Source organism: Neorhizobium sp. SHOUNA12A (assembly GCF_023006505.1).
GTDB lineage: Bacteria > Pseudomonadota > Alphaproteobacteria > Rhizobiales > Rhizobiaceae > Neorhizobium.
The window spans coordinates 43,954-59,208 of sequence record NZ_JALBGV010000001.1; the positions used below are offsets into that span (position 1 = coordinate 43,954).

Sequence of the window (15,255 nt, forward strand, 5' to 3'; positions counted from 1 at the left end):
TCATCGCGTGAAACTTCACTCTACCCAATGAACATCCGTCAGGACGTTCGAAGGGATGGGTTCGTTTTCCCACAGGCCCTTCACCTTGCCGTCCCAGACACCGAGCTTCGGCATGACGAACAGGAAGAGCGCCGGCACGTCGTTGGCGAGAATGGTCTGTGCCTCGCCGTAGAGCTTTTCCTGTCCGGCGGCGTCGGAGGTCATCTCGACCTTTTTCAGGACCTCGTTGAAGGCCGGGTTCTTATAGTTGAAGTAGTAGGGATCGCGGGAATAGATGTCGATGTCCATCGGCTCCGCATGGGCGACGATGGTCATGTCGTAATCGGCGGCCTTCAGCACGTCGGCTACCCATTTTGCCGGGAATTCGGTGGTCTCGATATTCATCGTCACCCCGATTTCCGCAAACATCGCCTGCAGCACCTGCGAGGTGCGCTGCGCATAGGCCATCTGCGGCGCCTTGATGGTGAAGGTGAAGCCGTTCGGGAAGCCTGCCTCGGCAAGCAGCGCCTTCGCCTTGGCCGTATCATAGGGATAGACGCCGGTCAGGTCCTGGTAGCCGCGGTCGTTCGGCGTGTAATGGCTGCCGATCGGCGTGCCGAAACCGGACCAGGCGCCCTCGACGACGGTGGCGCGGTCGACCGCCATCATCAGAGCCTGGCGCACCTTTTTGTCGCTGAACGGCTTGCGGGTGTTGTTCATGCCGGCGACGACCTTGAGCTCGGTATTGCCGATCACGGTCGTCAGCCGCTTGTCGCCCTCGAAGGACTTGATCAGTTCGGGCGCACCGAATTCCGGGAAGGCGTCGACGTCGCCGGCCTTCAGCGCCGCGGCCTGGGCTTGCGGATCGCTGATGAAACGGAAGGCCGCTGTATCGAGCTTCAGGGAGACGGCCTTGTTCCAGTAGTCGGCATTCCTGGCGAGATCGACCTTGGAGCCTTTCGACCAGCTGACGAACTTGAACGGGCCGGTGCCGATCGGGGTCGTCTTGTTGTCGGCGGCCGATTTCGGTTCGACGATCGTCGAGGACGGCCAGCCGAGCCAGTAAAGCAGGCTGCCAGCCGGCTGCTTGAGCTTCAGCACCAGCGTCGCCGCATCCGGTGTTTCGACCGTGTCGATCGAGGCGAAATAGCGCTTCTGGGGATTGACCGAGTCTGCGCCGCGAGCGCGATCGATGGAGAACTTGGCAACCGAACTGTCGAATGCAACGCCGTTATGGAACTTGACGCCCTGGCGGAGTTTGAACGTATAGGTCAAGCCATCCGGCGAGATCTGCCAGCTTTCGGCAAGCTGCGGCTTGATCTTGCCGTCCTTGTCGATGGTCGTCAGGCCTTCAAAAATGTTCTGCCAGGTCACCTGGCCGATCGCGACGGGTGCTGCGACCGTCGGGTCGAGCCCGGCCGGCTCGATCGCCATGCCGACTGTGATCGCGGTCTTTGCCGCCGCCTCGGCGCCTGTCTGGTCCAAAAGCAGGCCCGCGCTCATCGCAAGGCCAAAAGCTGCACTCTTCAATATGGTCGCAGAGCCCAGAAACGTCATCCTGCCCATCCGTCATCCCCTTTTTGGAACGAGACCCGCCTGATCGGCACCTGCGGGATCGTCGATTGCCCAAAGTGTGTCATTTCGCAGGTGCACACACAATGCAGAATTTTGTGTTCTCTGTGTAGCCGAAAACGCTACACAGGGCGCAATTAGGCGCTTGCCCTTTTAGGTGCCGATTTGCGCGCATCGGCGCCGCGCATGAAGCGCTCGATGAAATCGACGAGCTTGCTCGCCGCGAACGACAGCTGGCGGTCCGGCGCGACGCAGAGATCGATCGGCGTGCGTACCGCCTTGCCGGCAGCGATCGGCACCGCCGCAAGCTGGCCGGCATCGATTTCACGCTGCACCGCAAGGGCCGGCAGCAGCGTGACCGCCGCGCGGCGCAACACCAGTTCCTTCAGCATCTCCAGTGAACCGGTGACGAAGACCGGATCGAGCTCCAGCCCGTCCTTGGCGAACAGTTCCTCAAAGGCCTGTCGCGCGCCGAAATTCTTGTCGGGAAGAGCGAGCGGCATGTGGACAAGATCGCGCAATGTCAGTTCCCTGGCACCGGCGGACGGATGGTCGGCGGCCATGATGACGTCATAGGTGATCTCGGAGCGCAGTCGCACCTTCACCCCGGATATCTTTGGTGCAAACAGCGTCACGACCAGATCTGCCTCGGCGGCGGCGAGCGCCTCGACCGCCTCGCGAGCGCTGGTGATCGCCACCTCGAACCGCAGCTTCGGATAACGCAGGCTGAATTCCGCAAGCACCGGCGCGATCAGGTTGGCGACCGTCGCGCCGTTCGCATAGATCACCACCTTACCGCGCTGCAGGCCCTGCAGGTCGTCGATCAGCTGGTGGACATGTTCGAGTTCGCGCAGCGTCCGCCCTGCCCGCGCCGCCAGCAGCTCGCCGGCCGCCGTCAGCTTGATACCGCGATTGCTGCGCTCGACGAGCGGCGTGCCGAAATAGTGTTCGAGGTTCTCGATCTGGCGCGAGACGGCGGTCGCAGCGACGTTGAGATTCTCGGCCGCCGCCCGCATCGAATTGGTGCGGACCAGTTCGTCGAAATACATAAGCGCCCGAAGCTGCATGCGATCCTGCCGACTGAAACATGTCGCCCGAAAGCGGGGAGCGGTTCCGGGATAGTGACATAGATAAAATCGAGACGCTCGTCAGCCGCGGCGAAAACCTTCGCTGGCGACGAGCAGCTGGCGGGTATAATCGGCTGAAAACTCGCGGTTTTCCAGCGCTTTCCGCGGCACCGTCTCGACAACCTTGCCGTTTTTCATCACCGCCAGCCGCTCGCACATATGGCTGATGACGCCGAGATCGTGGCTGACCATCACGAATGTGAGGTTGCGGTCGCGGCGCGCCTGTTCGAGCAGATTGAGGATTTCCGCCTGGATCGAGGCATCCAGCGCCGAGGTCGGCTCATCGAGCAGCAGGATCTTCGGCTCCAGGATCAGCGCCCGGGCGATCGCGATGCGCTGCCGCTGGCCGCCGGAAAGCTGATGCGAATAACGGAACCGGAAGCCCGACCCGAGACCCACCTCGTCCAGCGCCCGGTTGATGCGCGTCTCGATATCGGTGAAACCGTGGATGACCAGCGGTTCCAGCAGCAGCCGGTCGACCGTCTGGCGCGGATGCAGCGAGCCATAAGGGTCCTGGAACACCATCTGGACGGTGCGGTAGAACTCCTTGTCGCGCTTGCGTCCGGAATAGGGGCGGCCGTTGACGCTGAGCGTGCCTTGGTCGAACGACGCGAGGCCGGAGACAGCACGCAAAAGCGTCGACTTGCCGGAACCGGATTCGCCGACGATGCCGAAGGATTCGCCGGTGCCGATATCGAAGTTCACATGATCGAGTGCCGCAAACTCATCGTATGTGACGACCATGTCGCGGATGGAAAGAGCCGATGTCATAACGCCCACTCCGGCTTGCGGTCGAGGACGGGCAGCGGATGCCGGTCGGAACCGATGGTCGGCAGGCAGTTCAAGAGCCCGCGCGTATAGGGATGCTGCGCATCGGCGAGATTGGCGGCCGGCAGTTCCTCGACGATCCGGCCGGCATACATGACGATGACGCGGTCGCAGAAGGAAGAGACGAGCCTGAGATCGTGGGAGATGAAGATCAGCCCCATGCCGCGATCGGCCACCAGCTTGTCGAGGATATCCAGCACTTCGAGCTGCACGGTGACGTCGAGCGCCGATGTCGGCTCGTCGGCGATCAGCAGTTCCGGACCGCAGACCAGCATCATGGCAATCATCGCCCGCTGCCCCATGCCGCCGGAAACCTCGTGCGGATAAAGCGAAAAGACCCGCTTTGGATCGCTTATCTGCACCGCCTCCAGCATGGCGAGCGCCCGCGCCTTGGCCGCCGAGTTCGAGATCTTTTCATGCGTCTTCAGCGTCTCGACGATCTGCCGGCCGATGGTCATTACCGGGTTCAGCGAATATTTCGGATCCTGCAGGATCATCGCCACTTTCTTGCCGCGCAGGTCGCGCCGCTCGCGGGCGGGCATGGTCAGGAGATCCCGGTCGCCGAAAGCCAGCTTTCGTGCGCTGATCCTGGCGTGACCGGGGGTCAGGCCCATGATCGCGCGCCCGGTCTGCGACTTGCCGGAGCCGGATTCGCCGACGATGCCGAGCCGTTCGCGGCCGAGCGCGAAGGAGACGCCCCGCACCGCCTGCACGTCGCCGGTACGGGTCGGGAAGGTGACACGCAGATCCTCGACCGTCAGGAGCGGCTTGACTGACACCGTCATTGGCCTGCCTCCTTCGGATCGAGCGCATCGCGCAGGCCGTCGCCGAGCAGGTTGAAGCCGAGGCTGACGATCAGGATAGCAAAACCCGGCATGGCGGCGACCCACCATTGATCGAGGATGAAGCGGCGGCCGGAGGCAATCATCGCGCCCCATTCGGGCAGCGGCGGCTGGGCGCCGAGACCGAGGAAGCCGAGGCCCGCGGCGGTGAGGATAATGCCGGCCATGTCGAGCGTGACGCGCACGATCAGCGATGAGACGCAGAGCGGCATGACGTGGCGCAGTACGATGCGGAAGGGCGAAGCGCCCATCAGCTTCACCGCCGAGATGAATTCCGAATTGCGGAAGGTCATCGTTTCTGCCCGTGCGATGCGGGCATAGGGCGGCCAGGAGGTGACGGCGATCGCGAGAATGGCGTTCTCGATGCCTGGACCGAGGGCCGCTACCAGCGCCAGCGCCAGCACGAGTTTCGGGAAGGCGAGGAAGATATCGGTGATCCGCATCAGCACCGCATCAACCCAGCCGCCGGCATAACCGGAGACCGTACCGACGATCAGCCCGATCGGGGCTGCGATGATCGCCACCAGCACGACGACCAGCAGCGTCAGCCGCGACCCGTAGATGAGGCGCGAGAGGATATCGCGGCCCTGGTCGTCGGTGCCGAGCAGATAACCCGCCGAACCGAGCGGCAAGAGGCGGGAATTGCGCAGGTCGCCTTGCACCGGGTTATGCGGCGCCAGGACGTCGGCGAACGCAGCCACCACCAGCAGCAGCACGATGATGGCGAGGCCTAGCAGCGCAAGCCGGTTCTCGGCGAACCGGCGCCAGATCACATAAGCGCGACCGAGTTGGGCTTGGCGGCGCGAGGCGGGCCGATCGGACAGCAGCCACTCGCGGCTATAGGGCTTCGGTGTCTCGTCCAGGGCTATTGAGGGCCGGCTCATCGGTTTCGTGTCCTGGGATCAAGCGTCCGATACAGAAGATCGGAGAAGAGATTGATGCTGACGAAAACGACGCCGATGGCGATCGTTCCGCCGAGCACGGCATTCATATCGGCATTCTGCAGCGAATTGGTGATGTAGAGGCCGAGCCCGGGCCAGGAGAAGATCGTTTCCGTCAGCACTGAACCCTCGAGCAGACCCGCATAGGACAGCGCGATGACCGTCACCAGCGGCACTGCCGCATTGCGCAATGCGTGGAACCAGATGATCCGCGTCTCCGACAGCCCTTTGGCCCGCCCCGCGACCACATATTCCTGCGCCAGTTCGTTCAGCATGAAGGAACGGGTCATGCGGCTGATATAGGCGAGCGAGAAATAGCCGAGCAGCGACCCCGGCAGGATGATGTGACGGAACAGGTCCCAGGCCACGTCCCACTGGCCCTGCCAGATGGCGTCCAGAAGATAGAAGCCGGTAATCGGCGTAAACGTGTATTCGTAGACGATGTCGATGCGGCCCGGATAAGCAACCCAGTTGAGGCGCGCATAAAAGAGCACGAGCGACAGAAGGCCCAGCCAGAAGATCGGCACGGAATAACCGATCAGGCCGATCACGCGAACGATCTGGTCGGCGATGCTGCCCCGCTTGACCGCCGCCAGCACCCCGAGCGGCACGCCGATCAGCGCTCCGATGAGCGTGCCAATCGTGGCAAGCTCGATCGTCGCCGGGAACACCCGGGCAATATCGGCCATGACAGGATTGGTCGTCAGCACGGAGATACCGAAATCACCGGTTACGGCCTGTTTGAGATAGATCCAGAACTGCTGGTAGAGGGGCAGGTTGAGGCCCAGCTCTTCGCGCACCCTCTCTACGACATGCGCCGGCGCCCGGTCGCCCACGATAGCGAGCGCCGGATCGATCGGCACGACGCGGCCGATAAAGAAGGTGACGGCAAGCAGGCCGAGGAATGTGGTGGCCGCGGTCACGATGAACCGCAGCACTGCCATTGTGGAAGACGATGCACGGCGCCGTCTGCGCCGTGTCGCTGCTGTCGTATCGATCAAGGTCAAGGAAGCGGCCTTTCAGGCTATTCCTTCGACACCGTATAGACGAAGTTCGTATCGAAGCTCGGGCCAAGCTTGAAGTTCTTGAGCTTGGGCGAATAGCCGGCCACTTCCGTCTGCTGGAAGATGAGCACGAACGGGCTCTGCGCCAGAACCTTCCGCTGCAGGTCTTCGTAGATTGCGGCACGCTTGCCGGCATCCTTTTCGAGCAGCGCACCCTTGGCGGCGTCCGAGAGTTCCTTCGGAACCTCCCAGGCATTGCGCCAGGCAAGCGTCTTGGTCTTGCCCCCGTCCGAATTGTCGGGGTTGATCGTGAAGGTCTCGGCGTTTGAGTTCGGATCGAAATAATCCGAGCCCCACTGGCCGATATAGATGTCATGCGTCCGGGCGCGGAACTTGGTCAGCGTCTGCTTACCGTCGCCAGGGATGATCTCGAGCTTGATGCCGGCTTGCGCCAGCGTCTGCTGCACGCTTTCGGCAATGCCGGTCACCGGCTGGTTATTGCGCACATCCATGCTCACAGTGAAGCCGTCCTTGAAGCCTGCCTTTGCCAGCAACTCCTTGGCCTTGGCCACGTCCAACTTGTAGGGATTTTCGTTGAGCGCGCCGAGCTGGCCCTTGGGAAGGAACGTCTGGTGGATCTCGCCGATACCCTTGATCAGCGTCGCACCGATTGCCTCGTAGTCGACAAGATACTTGAACGCTTCAACCACTTCCGGCTTGGCGAGGTTCTTGTTCTTCTGGTTCAGGCTGAAGTAATAGACCGTACCCTTGGGTGCCGACGTGAGCCGGATGCCGTTCTTCTTCTGAACCGCATCGAGATCGCCCGGCTCCAGGTTGCGGGCAACGTCGATATCGCCGTTTTCAAGCGCCAGGCGCTGGCCCGAGCTTTCCTTCATGTGACGGTAGATAACCCGCTTCAGCTTCGGCTTTTCGCCGTAGTAGTTGGGGTTGGCCTCCATGATGACGGCTTCGTTTGCGCGCCAGGCCATCGTCTTGTAAGGACCGGAGCCGGCATAGCCGGTCTTCATCCATTCATTGCCGAAATCCGTGTCGTATTTATAGTCGGCATTCGGCGTTACCTTCTTGGCATGTTCCGTCACGACCTTCTTGTCGACGACGGAAGCGACCGTGGCAGTCAGCACGTTCAGCACGAAGCTCGGTGCATAGGGCTTGTCCACGGTGAATACGAAGGTCGTGTCGTCGGTGGCCTTGGCCTTGTCTGCGACATTGTCGCCCGTCAGGCCGAACTGGGTGAGCAGGAAGGCCGGCGACTTATCGAGCTTGACCGCGCGCTCGAAGGAATAGGCAACATCGGCGGCGGTGATCGGGTTGCCGGACGCGAATTTCAGGCCGGATTTCAGCTTGAACGTATATGTGAGGCCGTCGCTGGACGTGGTCCAGCTGTCGGCCAGGTCGCCGATCACCTTGGATGTATCGGCAGGGTCCAGCATGACGAGCTTGCTGTAGCAATTGGCCGTGATTTCGGCGGTCGACAACTCGAACGCTTCGCCCGGATCAATCGTGATGATGTCGTCGATCGCAAAGCCTTCGACAAGCGTATCGGCCGGCGTCGCGGCAAGGGCCTGCGGTGCCACCGATAGCAGCAGCCCGAGTGCCGCGCTGGTGGATAGCACTCGAAGGTTCTTGTTGAGCGAATGGATCATGTAAGTTCCCCTGTTTTTGTTCGTTGGACCTTTGGAAAGAAGCCTATTCGTGCCAGGCCTTCCCCAAAACTCTGAGCCAGTTTTCCCGGCATAGCTTTTTCAGCTCTGCGTCAGCGTAGCCCGCTCCCTTGAGCGCCGCAACCAGATTTTGATTGCCCGCAGCATCATGTATTTCTTCGGGAATCGAGGCGCCGTCGAAGTCCGATCCGAGCGCCACGTGATCGATGCCCATGCGTTGCACCAAGTGGTCGATATGGCGCACCATGTCCGAAAGCGGCGTGGCAACATTGTCGCGCCCGTCGCGGCGCAGCATGGTCACGGCGTAGTTGAGACCGACGAGGCCGCCGCTCTCCTTGACGGCATCGAGCTGTTTGTCGGTGAGGTTGCGGGCGACCGGCGTCAGCGCATGCGCGTTCGAATGGCTAGCGATCAGCGGCTGGTCGGAAGTCTTGGCGACATCCCAGAACCCCTTCTCGGTGATGTGGGCGAGATCGATCAGGATGCCGAGCGTGTTGCAGGCCTTGACCAGTTCGAAACCGTGATCCGTGAGGCCCGGACCGGTGTCGGGAGACATCGGATAGGCGAAGGGCACGCCGTGGCCGAAGATGTTGTGGCGGCTCCAGACGGGCCCAAGCGAACGCAGGCCGGCCGCGTAGAAGACTTCGAGATTGTCGAGATCCGCATCGATCGCCTCGCAGCCTTCCATATGCATGACGGCGGCGAAACGGCCGGCGTCCATCGCCTTGCGGATGTCGGAGGTCGAACGGCAGAGCTGCCAGGCGCCGGCGCGGTCGAGGCGAAGCGCGATCGACGCCATTTCGAGCGCGGTCGTCAGCGACGGGAGATGATCGAGCGGGACGGACAGCGGCGTGACGTAGTGACCGTTCTGATCGGGTTCCTTCAGAACCAGTTCGCCGGACGGGATATAGATGGCGCAGAGGCCGCCGGCGAGACCGCCGGCCTTGGCACGCGGCCCGTCGATATGGCCGTTCGGGGTGCCGTTTGTAAATTCGGCAATCGGGTTGCCACCCGCCTTCATGTTCCGCCAGAGCCGCAGGAGCACGTCGTTATGGCCGTCGAACACCAGTTCCATGAAGTCTATTCCCGATTTTCTTGTGAAAGTTCCAAGGTGAGCAATGCGCCGATCCTAGCCAGCCGCTCCTCTTTCGCAAGCCGGAAAACGCGTCAGGCCGTCCAGCTCCCCTCGCCCGCCTTCTTCAGCATCGGGGTCCTGAAAACGCTCGTCACACGCTGCCGCCATTCGGGGCCGAACGCATCGAGCTTGTCGTGCCAGCGCTCCGATTGCAGCATGGCCGCACCGATGACCACCGGCTCGACACCGAGCGAAGCCATCAGCGTCAGGCCTGAAACGATCGAGGTGCCGCTGGAAATCACGTCGTCGATCAGCGCCACGCGCCCGCCCTTTATCAGCGGCAGCATGCGTGGATCGGCATAGAGGCGCTTCTGCTGTTCGGGTGTAGTGATCGAGGAGAGCGGCACCGACAGGCTCTCGTCGTACCAGAATTTTCGCGAGGTCCCGAGCGGCACATAACGCAGGTGGCCGAGCGCGCGGGCGACGGCAGCGGCAAGCGTCAGGCCCAAAGTCGGCAGGCCGACGATGACTTCCGGGCGAAAGGCGGCGATCTTCGGCGCAAGGTCGGCGGCAAGCGCGTCCTGCACATCGAAACTCGCCTGGTTGATGATGAGGGAGGCGAGCGCGTGCTCCCCGTCTGCAAGCGGCCGGATCGGCAGCCTGATCTGGCTGCCGTCATCGAGCGTTGCCGGGAAGAAGCCGGAAAACGGCCCTGCCCGATCGAACGAATCTGCCGGATGGACGTCCTGCCAGAAATCATGCGGCTGCATTCGCTTTTCCTATTCGAGAATTTCGAGGATCGGCGATTCCAATAGCGTGCCGGTGGCGACGTCGGCAATGCCGCGATCGGTCTGGTGCGGTCCGGGATTGCAGGCAAGCGTCGCGCCGAAACAGGCCTTGAACACGAGATAAGGCGGCTGCCAGTCGACGAGACCGTCCATGGTGGTGCGGATTTTCTGGAAACCTTCGGCCACCTCCGCCATCGGCGCCCCCGAGACGAGGCCGGAAAGCGGCAGCGGCAACAGGACTTCGACCTTGCCGCCGGTTGCCACCGCCATACCGCCGCTGGCTTCGATCACCGCATTTGCGGCGGCCGCCATGTCGGCCGGGTCGGACCCGAAGACGGTGAGGTTATGGCTGTCATGGGCAAGCGTGGTGGCGAATGCGCCCTTCCACGTGCCCCAGCCTGTTAGAAACCCAAGACGGGTGCGGCTGTCGGCCCGGCCGTGGCGGTGGGTCACGGCGATTAACGTCGTGCCTTCCGGGGGTACCACGTAACCATCGACGACATCCGCATCCGTCTGCCCCCAGTTCGTGAAGCGCGGACGATCGATCGTCGCGAGCCTGACTTTGCGGCCCTTTGCGGGCAATTTGAAATCTTCCGCCTGAAGCGGCTTGAGCTTCACCGAATCCTGCAGAATGCAGGGGTCGGCCGCATGGAGTTCGACCGTCATGCCGCCGTCACGCGCAATCAGCGTGCCGCTGGCAAAGACGTGGCGGGCACGGAAATTCGTGAGATCCTCGAAGAGGACGATATCGCCTCGCCGACCGGCGGCGATCAGGCCGAGATCGGCGCGGCCGATGCGGACGGAAGCATTGAGCGTGGCCGCCTGCAGCGCCCATTCCGGTTTCATGCCGTAACGCACCAGCCGGCGCACCACGTCGTCGAGGCCACCGCCCTGAACGAGATCGTCCGGAAAAACGTCGTCGGTACAGAGCGTCACCGTCTGCGGCAGGCGGCCAAGCGCGTTGAGCGCCTCGACGAATTCCGGCAGCAGGTGATCGTGCGAACCGCGCATCTCGATCGTCAGCCCCGCACGCAGCTTGGCCATCAGGTCGGCAGCGGAGACGAGCTCGTGGTCGGAGGTGATGCCCGACGCCATGAAGGCCGCAAGGTCCGGCCCAGCCAGGCCGCGGGCATGGCCGCAGACCAGCTTTTCGGACACCAGCGCCGCCTGCACGATGCCGCTCATACGCGGATCGCGGTCGATGACGCCGCGCATGTTCATGACCTCGGCAAGCCCGCCGATCTTCGGCCAGAACAGCATTTCCTCGATCGTCGCCGCGTCGAAATCGGCCCCGGCCATTTCCAAACCGGGCGCCGACGGCACGCAGGACGGCGCCAGAACGACGGCACGCAGCGGCAGCGGCTTCGCCGCCTCCAGTGCCCAGGCCACACCTTCGGTCCCGTGGACATTGCCGAATTCATGCGGGTCCCAGACGACGGTCGTCACCCCGCGCGGCAGCACGGCGCCCGCATAGGTCGCCGGCGTCACCATCGAACTTTCGATATGCATATGCGTATCGATGAGACCGGGCGAGATGAACATGCCCGCAGCGTCGATGATCTCGGCCGCATCCGAGCGGGAGCCGGTCTCATGGACGCTGGCGATTACCGGCCCGACGAGGCCGATATCGGCCGGGCGCAGCTCGCCCGTCACCATGTCGACCAGCGTGCCGCCCGATATCAGGATGTCGAACGGCGCATCGCCGCGTGCCGCGGTGACGGCACGGTCACGCAAGCCCGGTTCGGTAAATTCCTGTACGCTCGAGATGATACTCTTCACCAGCTTGCCTCTGCCCGCAGTGTTTCAAGAATGACGGCTCTCGCCTTTTCGAAGTCGATATCGACGCCATAGGCCGCGTTGAATTCACCCCGGCCAGTGCGCGTCTCGACCACGGTGCGGCCGCGCGTCAGCGTGCCGGAAAGCTCGACATCGATGCGCGCTTCGCGCCAGGTGACATGTTCCGGAAAGGCAAAGGCGACGGCCGCAACCGCATCGTAGAGCGCCATGGCCGGACGCCCACGGCTTGTGGCGATCGCCACGAACCCGGCGAGAAGATCGGCAACCAGTTCTGCATTGCGCCCGCCGGCAGCCCGGATCGGTGCGACATCGTCCGGCGCGCAGAGCACCTTGCGGCAGAGATCGAGATCGACCATCCGCAACGGGATCTTGTGAGCGAGCACGATCGCCAGCGCTTCCGGATCGGCAAAGGCGTTGAACTCGGCGGATGCAGTATGATTGCCGGTGGTGACCCCGCCGCCCATCCAGGTGAGATCGGTGATCTTGGCTGCAAGATCCGGCCGGGCAAGCGCCACTGCCGCGATATTGGTGAGCGGTCCAAGCGCCATGATGCGGCGTTTGCCCCCCTCTTCACCATTACCTTTGCCCTTTTCGAGCCAGGAACAGAGCGCTTCGAAGGCATCTGTATGAAATGCATCCGGCGCTTCGGGCAAGGCCCGGCCCGCGGTCGGGATACCGGTCTGGCCTAGTATGCCTGTCGCGGTCTCCATTTTTGCCAGCACCGGTGCAGCGCGTCCGGCATGGACCGGGAAGGGCCAGACGAAAGCGGAGGCCGCGCCGGCTGCATTACGGCGGACATGCTCGATGGGCGCGTTGCCGAAGACCAGCGAAACGCCGTCGACGCCGAGCCCCGCATGCGCTGCGACCATGATCGCAGCGATGTCGTCGAAACCCATGTCCGTGTCGATCCAGATACCCATGTCAGCGGATCCTACACGAATCGCGACAGCGGCGCGGCCTTTTCGGCCGGCAGGTCGAAGGTAAGACCGGCACCCAGCGCATGCGTCGGCTGGCTTGCCTCCACCTCGGCCTTGATCGGGCCGAAGGAAGTATCGAGCAGGTATTCCCGTGCGTCGCCGGCAAAGGAAGTACCGCGCACGGTGCCCTGGAAAGGACCTGTCCCCAGGGTCACCATACGCGGCCGCCAGGCAAGACCCGCCGCTGAAGGGGCCTTACCCGAGAGATCGATGAGACCCGCACTGGTCTTCATCTTTCCATTTTCGAGCGGGAAAATGTTTTCGAACCCGACGAAGTCCGCAACGAAGGACGATGTCGGGCGGTTGTAGATGTCTTCCGGCGAACCGATCTGCTCTATCTTACCGCTCTTCATGACCACAATGCGGTCGGCGAGCGCCAAAGCTTCGGCCTGATCGTGAGTGACGAAGATCATCGTCACGCCGGTCTCCTTCTGGACGCGCTGAAGCTCGGTGCGCATTTCCAGACGCAGGCGAGCATCGAGGTTCGACAGCGGCTCGTCGAGCAGCAGCACCTTCGGTTCCATCACCATCGAACGGGCGAGCGCCACGCGCTGCTGCTGGCCGCCGGAAAGCTCGGCCGGCTTGCGGTTGGCGAAGGCCGACAGACCGACAGATTTGAGGCCGGACTGGACCTTGGTATCGAGTTCGGTGCCCCGCATGCCCTTGAGCTTCAGCCCGAAGGCGACGTTCTCGTAGACCGAGAGATGCGGGAAGAGCGCGTAGGACTGGAACATCAGGCCAACGGCGCGTTTGTTGGCCGGCACCCGGGTGATGTCGGCACCGTCGAGGCGGACATGGCCGCTCTTCACCGCCAGCAGGCCGGCGATCGCCCGCATCGTGGTCGTCTTGCCGCAGCCGGAAGGGCCGAGCAGCGCGATCAGTTCGCCCTTGCGGATATCGAGATCGAGGTTCGCGACGGCAACGGAATCGCCATAGGCGAGCGTCAGCTTTTCGAGCGAGAGATAGGACGCATCAGACATAGCGGGAGAACCCCAGGAAACGTTCGGCAATGAAAACGATGCCGATGGAAAGGAAGGCGAGCAGCGACGAGAGCGCTGCGACGGAAGGATCGAAGACGATTTCCATATAGGCGATCATGTCGACCGGCAGGGTGCGCACGCCTGGCCCCGAGAGGAACAGCGAGACCGGCACCTGGTTGAAGCTGGTGACGAAGCCGAGGATGAAGGCCGACATGATGCCGCCGCGGATATTCGGCATCACCACCCGGAAGAACGCCCCGATCCGCGAGGAGCCGAGCAGCACGGCCGCTTCCTCGATGTCGGAGCGCAGATTGTCGAGGCTGGCGGAGACGACGCGAACCGCATAGGGCAGAACCAGCGCCGTGTGGGCGAGGAACAGCGCCAGCGTGATGCCGACCTGGAACGGCACGACGATGTAGCGCAACAGCGCCAGGCCGACGATGATGCCCGGCACGATGATCGGCGCCGAGACGATGGTGCGGACGATCTCCGCTCCCGGCAGCTTGTAGCGCGATAGCGCATAGGAGGCCGGAATACCGAGGACAAGCGCCACCGCCGTACCGCCGATCGCCAAAAACAGCGACATGCCGAACGAGGCGCGGAAACTTTCGACCGTAAAGACCTTGGCGATCCAGCGCAGCGAAAAGCCTTGCGGCGGGAAGGCAAGGGTTTCGCCGGCCGAGAAGGAGGCGGCGACGATGATCAGGAACGGCCCGATCAGGAAGGCGATCACCAGGAGGAGCGTGATCGGGATGAAGAGGCTGCGCAGCGTCATGCCTGGCTCCTCTGCTTGTTGCGCGCCGTGGCGACGCGCTTCAGGAGAATGTTGGCGGCAAAGCTCATGACGATCAGGATGAAGGCGATGACGCTGGCCGCGACGAAATTGTTGGAGACCGCAACCTGCTGGTAGAGCAGCGTTTCGAGCATCAGCACCTTGGAACCGCCGAGGATGGCCGGAGTGATATAGGCGGTCAGCGAGCCGGTGAAGACCAGCGTGCCGCCGATGACGAGGCCTTCCTTGGTGAGTGGCAGCACGACCTTCCAGAACACCTGAAACCAGTTGGCGCCGAGTACGCGGGCCGCCGGAATGGCATCCTTCGGCATGTTTTCGAGCGCGGAGATCAGCGAGATGATCATCAGCGGCAGGAAGAGCTGTAAGAGGCCGATGAAGATGGCCGTCTCCGAGAACAGGATGCGCAGGGGCGCCTCGGTGATGCCGAGCGCCTGGAACGCCTGATTGACGATGCCGGTGCGGCCGAGGATGACGATCCAGGCATAGGTGCGGGCAACCGGCGAGATCATCAGCGGCAGCACTACGAGGCCGGTGACCTTGCCCTTGGCGCCGGGTTCCAGGCTGACGATCGCGAACGCCGCCGCATAACCGATCGCGGCCGAGGCGATGGTAACGAGCGCGCCGAGCCGGAGCGTGCGCAGGAAGACCGTCTGGTTCAGCGAATTGGAGAAGAAGTCCGTATAGGCGGAAATCGTCCAGCCGCCGGTCGGCACGCGAAATCCATCCGATAGCAGGATCACGACAGGCACGAGAAACACCGCCGCCGCGAAGATCGCGGCCGGCAGCGCAAGTGCCAGCGCTTCAGCCCTGTTCTGGAACATGGTGGTTCGATCCTGTTCAACTAGTCGGGATACGGGCAGGCATTCGCGC

General features: G+C 62.9%; 14 protein-coding genes. All 14 read right to left on the minus strand.

Going from position 1 to position 15,255, the window contains the following annotated elements; all coding sequences use genetic code 11:
• Positions 1–15 precede the first annotated feature (15 nt).
• Positions 16–1,545 carry an ABC transporter substrate-binding protein gene (locus MOV63_RS00235; protein WP_247031017.1) on the minus strand — a complete coding sequence of 510 codons (1,530 nt, stop codon included), beginning with the start codon at positions 1,543–1,545 and terminating at the stop codon, positions 16–18.
• A 143-nt stretch (positions 1,546–1,688) separates the two neighbouring features.
• Entirely contained in the window at positions 1,689–2,618 is a 930-nt protein-coding gene (locus MOV63_RS00240) for a LysR family transcriptional regulator (protein WP_247031018.1), read from the minus strand.
• Positions 2,619–2,699: 81 nt separating this feature from the next.
• The gene (locus MOV63_RS00245) at positions 2,700–3,449 is read right to left on the minus strand and encodes an ABC transporter ATP-binding protein (protein ID WP_038589931.1); all 750 of its coding nucleotides are present in this window, start codon (positions 3,447–3,449) and stop codon (positions 2,700–2,702) included.
• A complete protein-coding gene (locus MOV63_RS00250; RefSeq protein WP_038545527.1) occupies positions 3,446–4,291 on the minus strand; it encodes an ABC transporter ATP-binding protein in 846 nt (281 codons plus the stop codon). The genes MOV63_RS00245 and MOV63_RS00250 overlap by 4 nt, the downstream gene beginning before the upstream one ends.
• Positions 4,288–5,232, minus strand: coding sequence for an ABC transporter permease (locus MOV63_RS00255; RefSeq protein WP_247031019.1), 945 nt, complete (start codon positions 5,230–5,232; stop codon positions 4,288–4,290). The genes MOV63_RS00250 and MOV63_RS00255 overlap by 4 nt, the downstream gene beginning before the upstream one ends.
• Positions 5,229–6,233 (minus strand): ABC transporter permease, encoded by a 1,005-nt coding sequence (locus MOV63_RS00260; protein WP_405029286.1) that lies wholly within the window; start codon positions 6,231–6,233, stop codon positions 5,229–5,231. The genes MOV63_RS00255 and MOV63_RS00260 overlap by 4 nt, the downstream gene beginning before the upstream one ends.
• Positions 6,234–6,313: 80 nt before the next feature.
• Positions 6,314–7,957 (minus strand): ABC transporter substrate-binding protein, encoded by a 1,644-nt coding sequence (locus MOV63_RS00265; protein WP_247031021.1) that lies wholly within the window; start codon positions 7,955–7,957, stop codon positions 6,314–6,316.
• A 43-nt stretch (positions 7,958–8,000) separates the two neighbouring features.
• On the minus strand, positions 8,001–9,050 hold the full coding sequence (locus tag MOV63_RS00270; protein ID WP_247031022.1) for a dipeptidase: 1,050 nt from the start codon (positions 9,048–9,050) through the stop codon (positions 8,001–8,003).
• Between the two features lie 92 nt (positions 9,051–9,142).
• Positions 9,143–9,820 carry a phosphoribosyltransferase gene (locus MOV63_RS00275; RefSeq protein WP_247031023.1) on the minus strand — a complete coding sequence of 226 codons (678 nt, stop codon included), beginning with the start codon at positions 9,818–9,820 and terminating at the stop codon, positions 9,143–9,145.
• A gap of 9 nt (positions 9,821–9,829) precedes the next feature.
• Positions 9,830–11,617, minus strand: a complete 1,788-nt coding sequence (locus MOV63_RS00280; RefSeq protein ID WP_247031024.1) for an adenine deaminase — start codon at positions 11,615–11,617, stop codon at positions 9,830–9,832.
• Positions 11,614–12,555 carry a nucleoside hydrolase gene (locus MOV63_RS00285; RefSeq protein WP_247031025.1) on the minus strand — a complete coding sequence of 314 codons (942 nt, stop codon included), beginning with the start codon at positions 12,553–12,555 and terminating at the stop codon, positions 11,614–11,616. Before MOV63_RS00285 ends, MOV63_RS00280 begins: the two co-directional genes overlap by 4 nt.
• An 11-nt stretch (positions 12,556–12,566) precedes the next feature.
• Positions 12,567–13,592, minus strand: a complete 1,026-nt coding sequence (locus tag MOV63_RS00290; RefSeq protein WP_247031026.1) for an ABC transporter ATP-binding protein — start codon at positions 13,590–13,592, stop codon at positions 12,567–12,569.
• Positions 13,585–14,367 carry an ABC transporter permease gene (locus MOV63_RS00295; RefSeq protein ID WP_247031027.1) on the minus strand — a complete coding sequence of 261 codons (783 nt, stop codon included), beginning with the start codon at positions 14,365–14,367 and terminating at the stop codon, positions 13,585–13,587. Before MOV63_RS00295 ends, MOV63_RS00290 begins: the two co-directional genes overlap by 8 nt.
• Positions 14,364–15,206, minus strand: coding sequence for an ABC transporter permease (locus MOV63_RS00300; RefSeq protein ID WP_247031028.1), 843 nt, complete (start codon positions 15,204–15,206; stop codon positions 14,364–14,366). The genes MOV63_RS00295 and MOV63_RS00300 overlap by 4 nt, the downstream gene beginning before the upstream one ends.
• Positions 15,207–15,255 lie beyond the last annotated feature (49 nt).

What these genes read in the sequence shown, in the direction of transcription:
- MOV63_RS00250 (WP_038545527.1), bottom strand. Translation starts at nt 4,291, where the DNA reads ATGACGGTGTCAGTCAAGCCGCTCCTGACGGTCGAGGATCTGCGTGTC.
- MOV63_RS00290 (WP_247031026.1), bottom strand. Translation starts at nt 13,592, where the DNA reads ATGTCTGATGCGTCCTATCTCTCGCTCGAAAAGCTGACGCTCGCCTAT.
- MOV63_RS00300 (WP_247031028.1), bottom strand. Translation starts at nt 15,206, where the DNA reads ATGTTCCAGAACAGGGCTGAAGCGCTGGCACTTGCGCTGCCGGCCGCG.
- MOV63_RS00275 (WP_247031023.1), bottom strand. Translation starts at nt 9,820, where the DNA reads ATGCAGCCGCATGATTTCTGGCAGGACGTCCATCCGGCAGATTCGTTC.
- MOV63_RS00295 (WP_247031027.1), bottom strand. Translation starts at nt 14,367, where the DNA reads ATGACGCTGCGCAGCCTCTTCATCCCGATCACGCTCCTCCTGGTGATC.
- MOV63_RS00265 (WP_247031021.1), bottom strand. Translation starts at nt 7,957, where the DNA reads ATGATCCATTCGCTCAACAAGAACCTTCGAGTGCTATCCACCAGCGCG.
- MOV63_RS00240 (WP_247031018.1), bottom strand. Translation starts at nt 2,618, where the DNA reads ATGCAGCTTCGGGCGCTTATGTATTTCGACGAACTGGTCCGCACCAAT.
- MOV63_RS00245 (WP_038589931.1), bottom strand. Translation starts at nt 3,449, where the DNA reads ATGACATCGGCTCTTTCCATCCGCGACATGGTCGTCACATACGATGAG.
- MOV63_RS00270 (WP_247031022.1), bottom strand. Translation starts at nt 9,050, where the DNA reads ATGGAACTGGTGTTCGACGGCCATAACGACGTGCTCCTGCGGCTCTGG.
- MOV63_RS00260 (WP_405029286.1), bottom strand. Translation starts at nt 6,233, where the DNA reads ATGGCAGTGCTGCGGTTCATCGTGACCGCGGCCACCACATTCCTCGGC.
- MOV63_RS00255 (WP_247031019.1), bottom strand. Translation starts at nt 5,232, where the DNA reads ATGAGCCGGCCCTCAATAGCCCTGGACGAGACACCGAAGCCCTATAGC.
- MOV63_RS00235 (WP_247031017.1), bottom strand. Translation starts at nt 1,545, where the DNA reads ATGGGCAGGATGACGTTTCTGGGCTCTGCGACCATATTGAAGAGTGCA.
- MOV63_RS00285 (WP_247031025.1), bottom strand. Translation starts at nt 12,555, where the DNA reads ATGGGTATCTGGATCGACACGGACATGGGTTTCGACGACATCGCTGCG.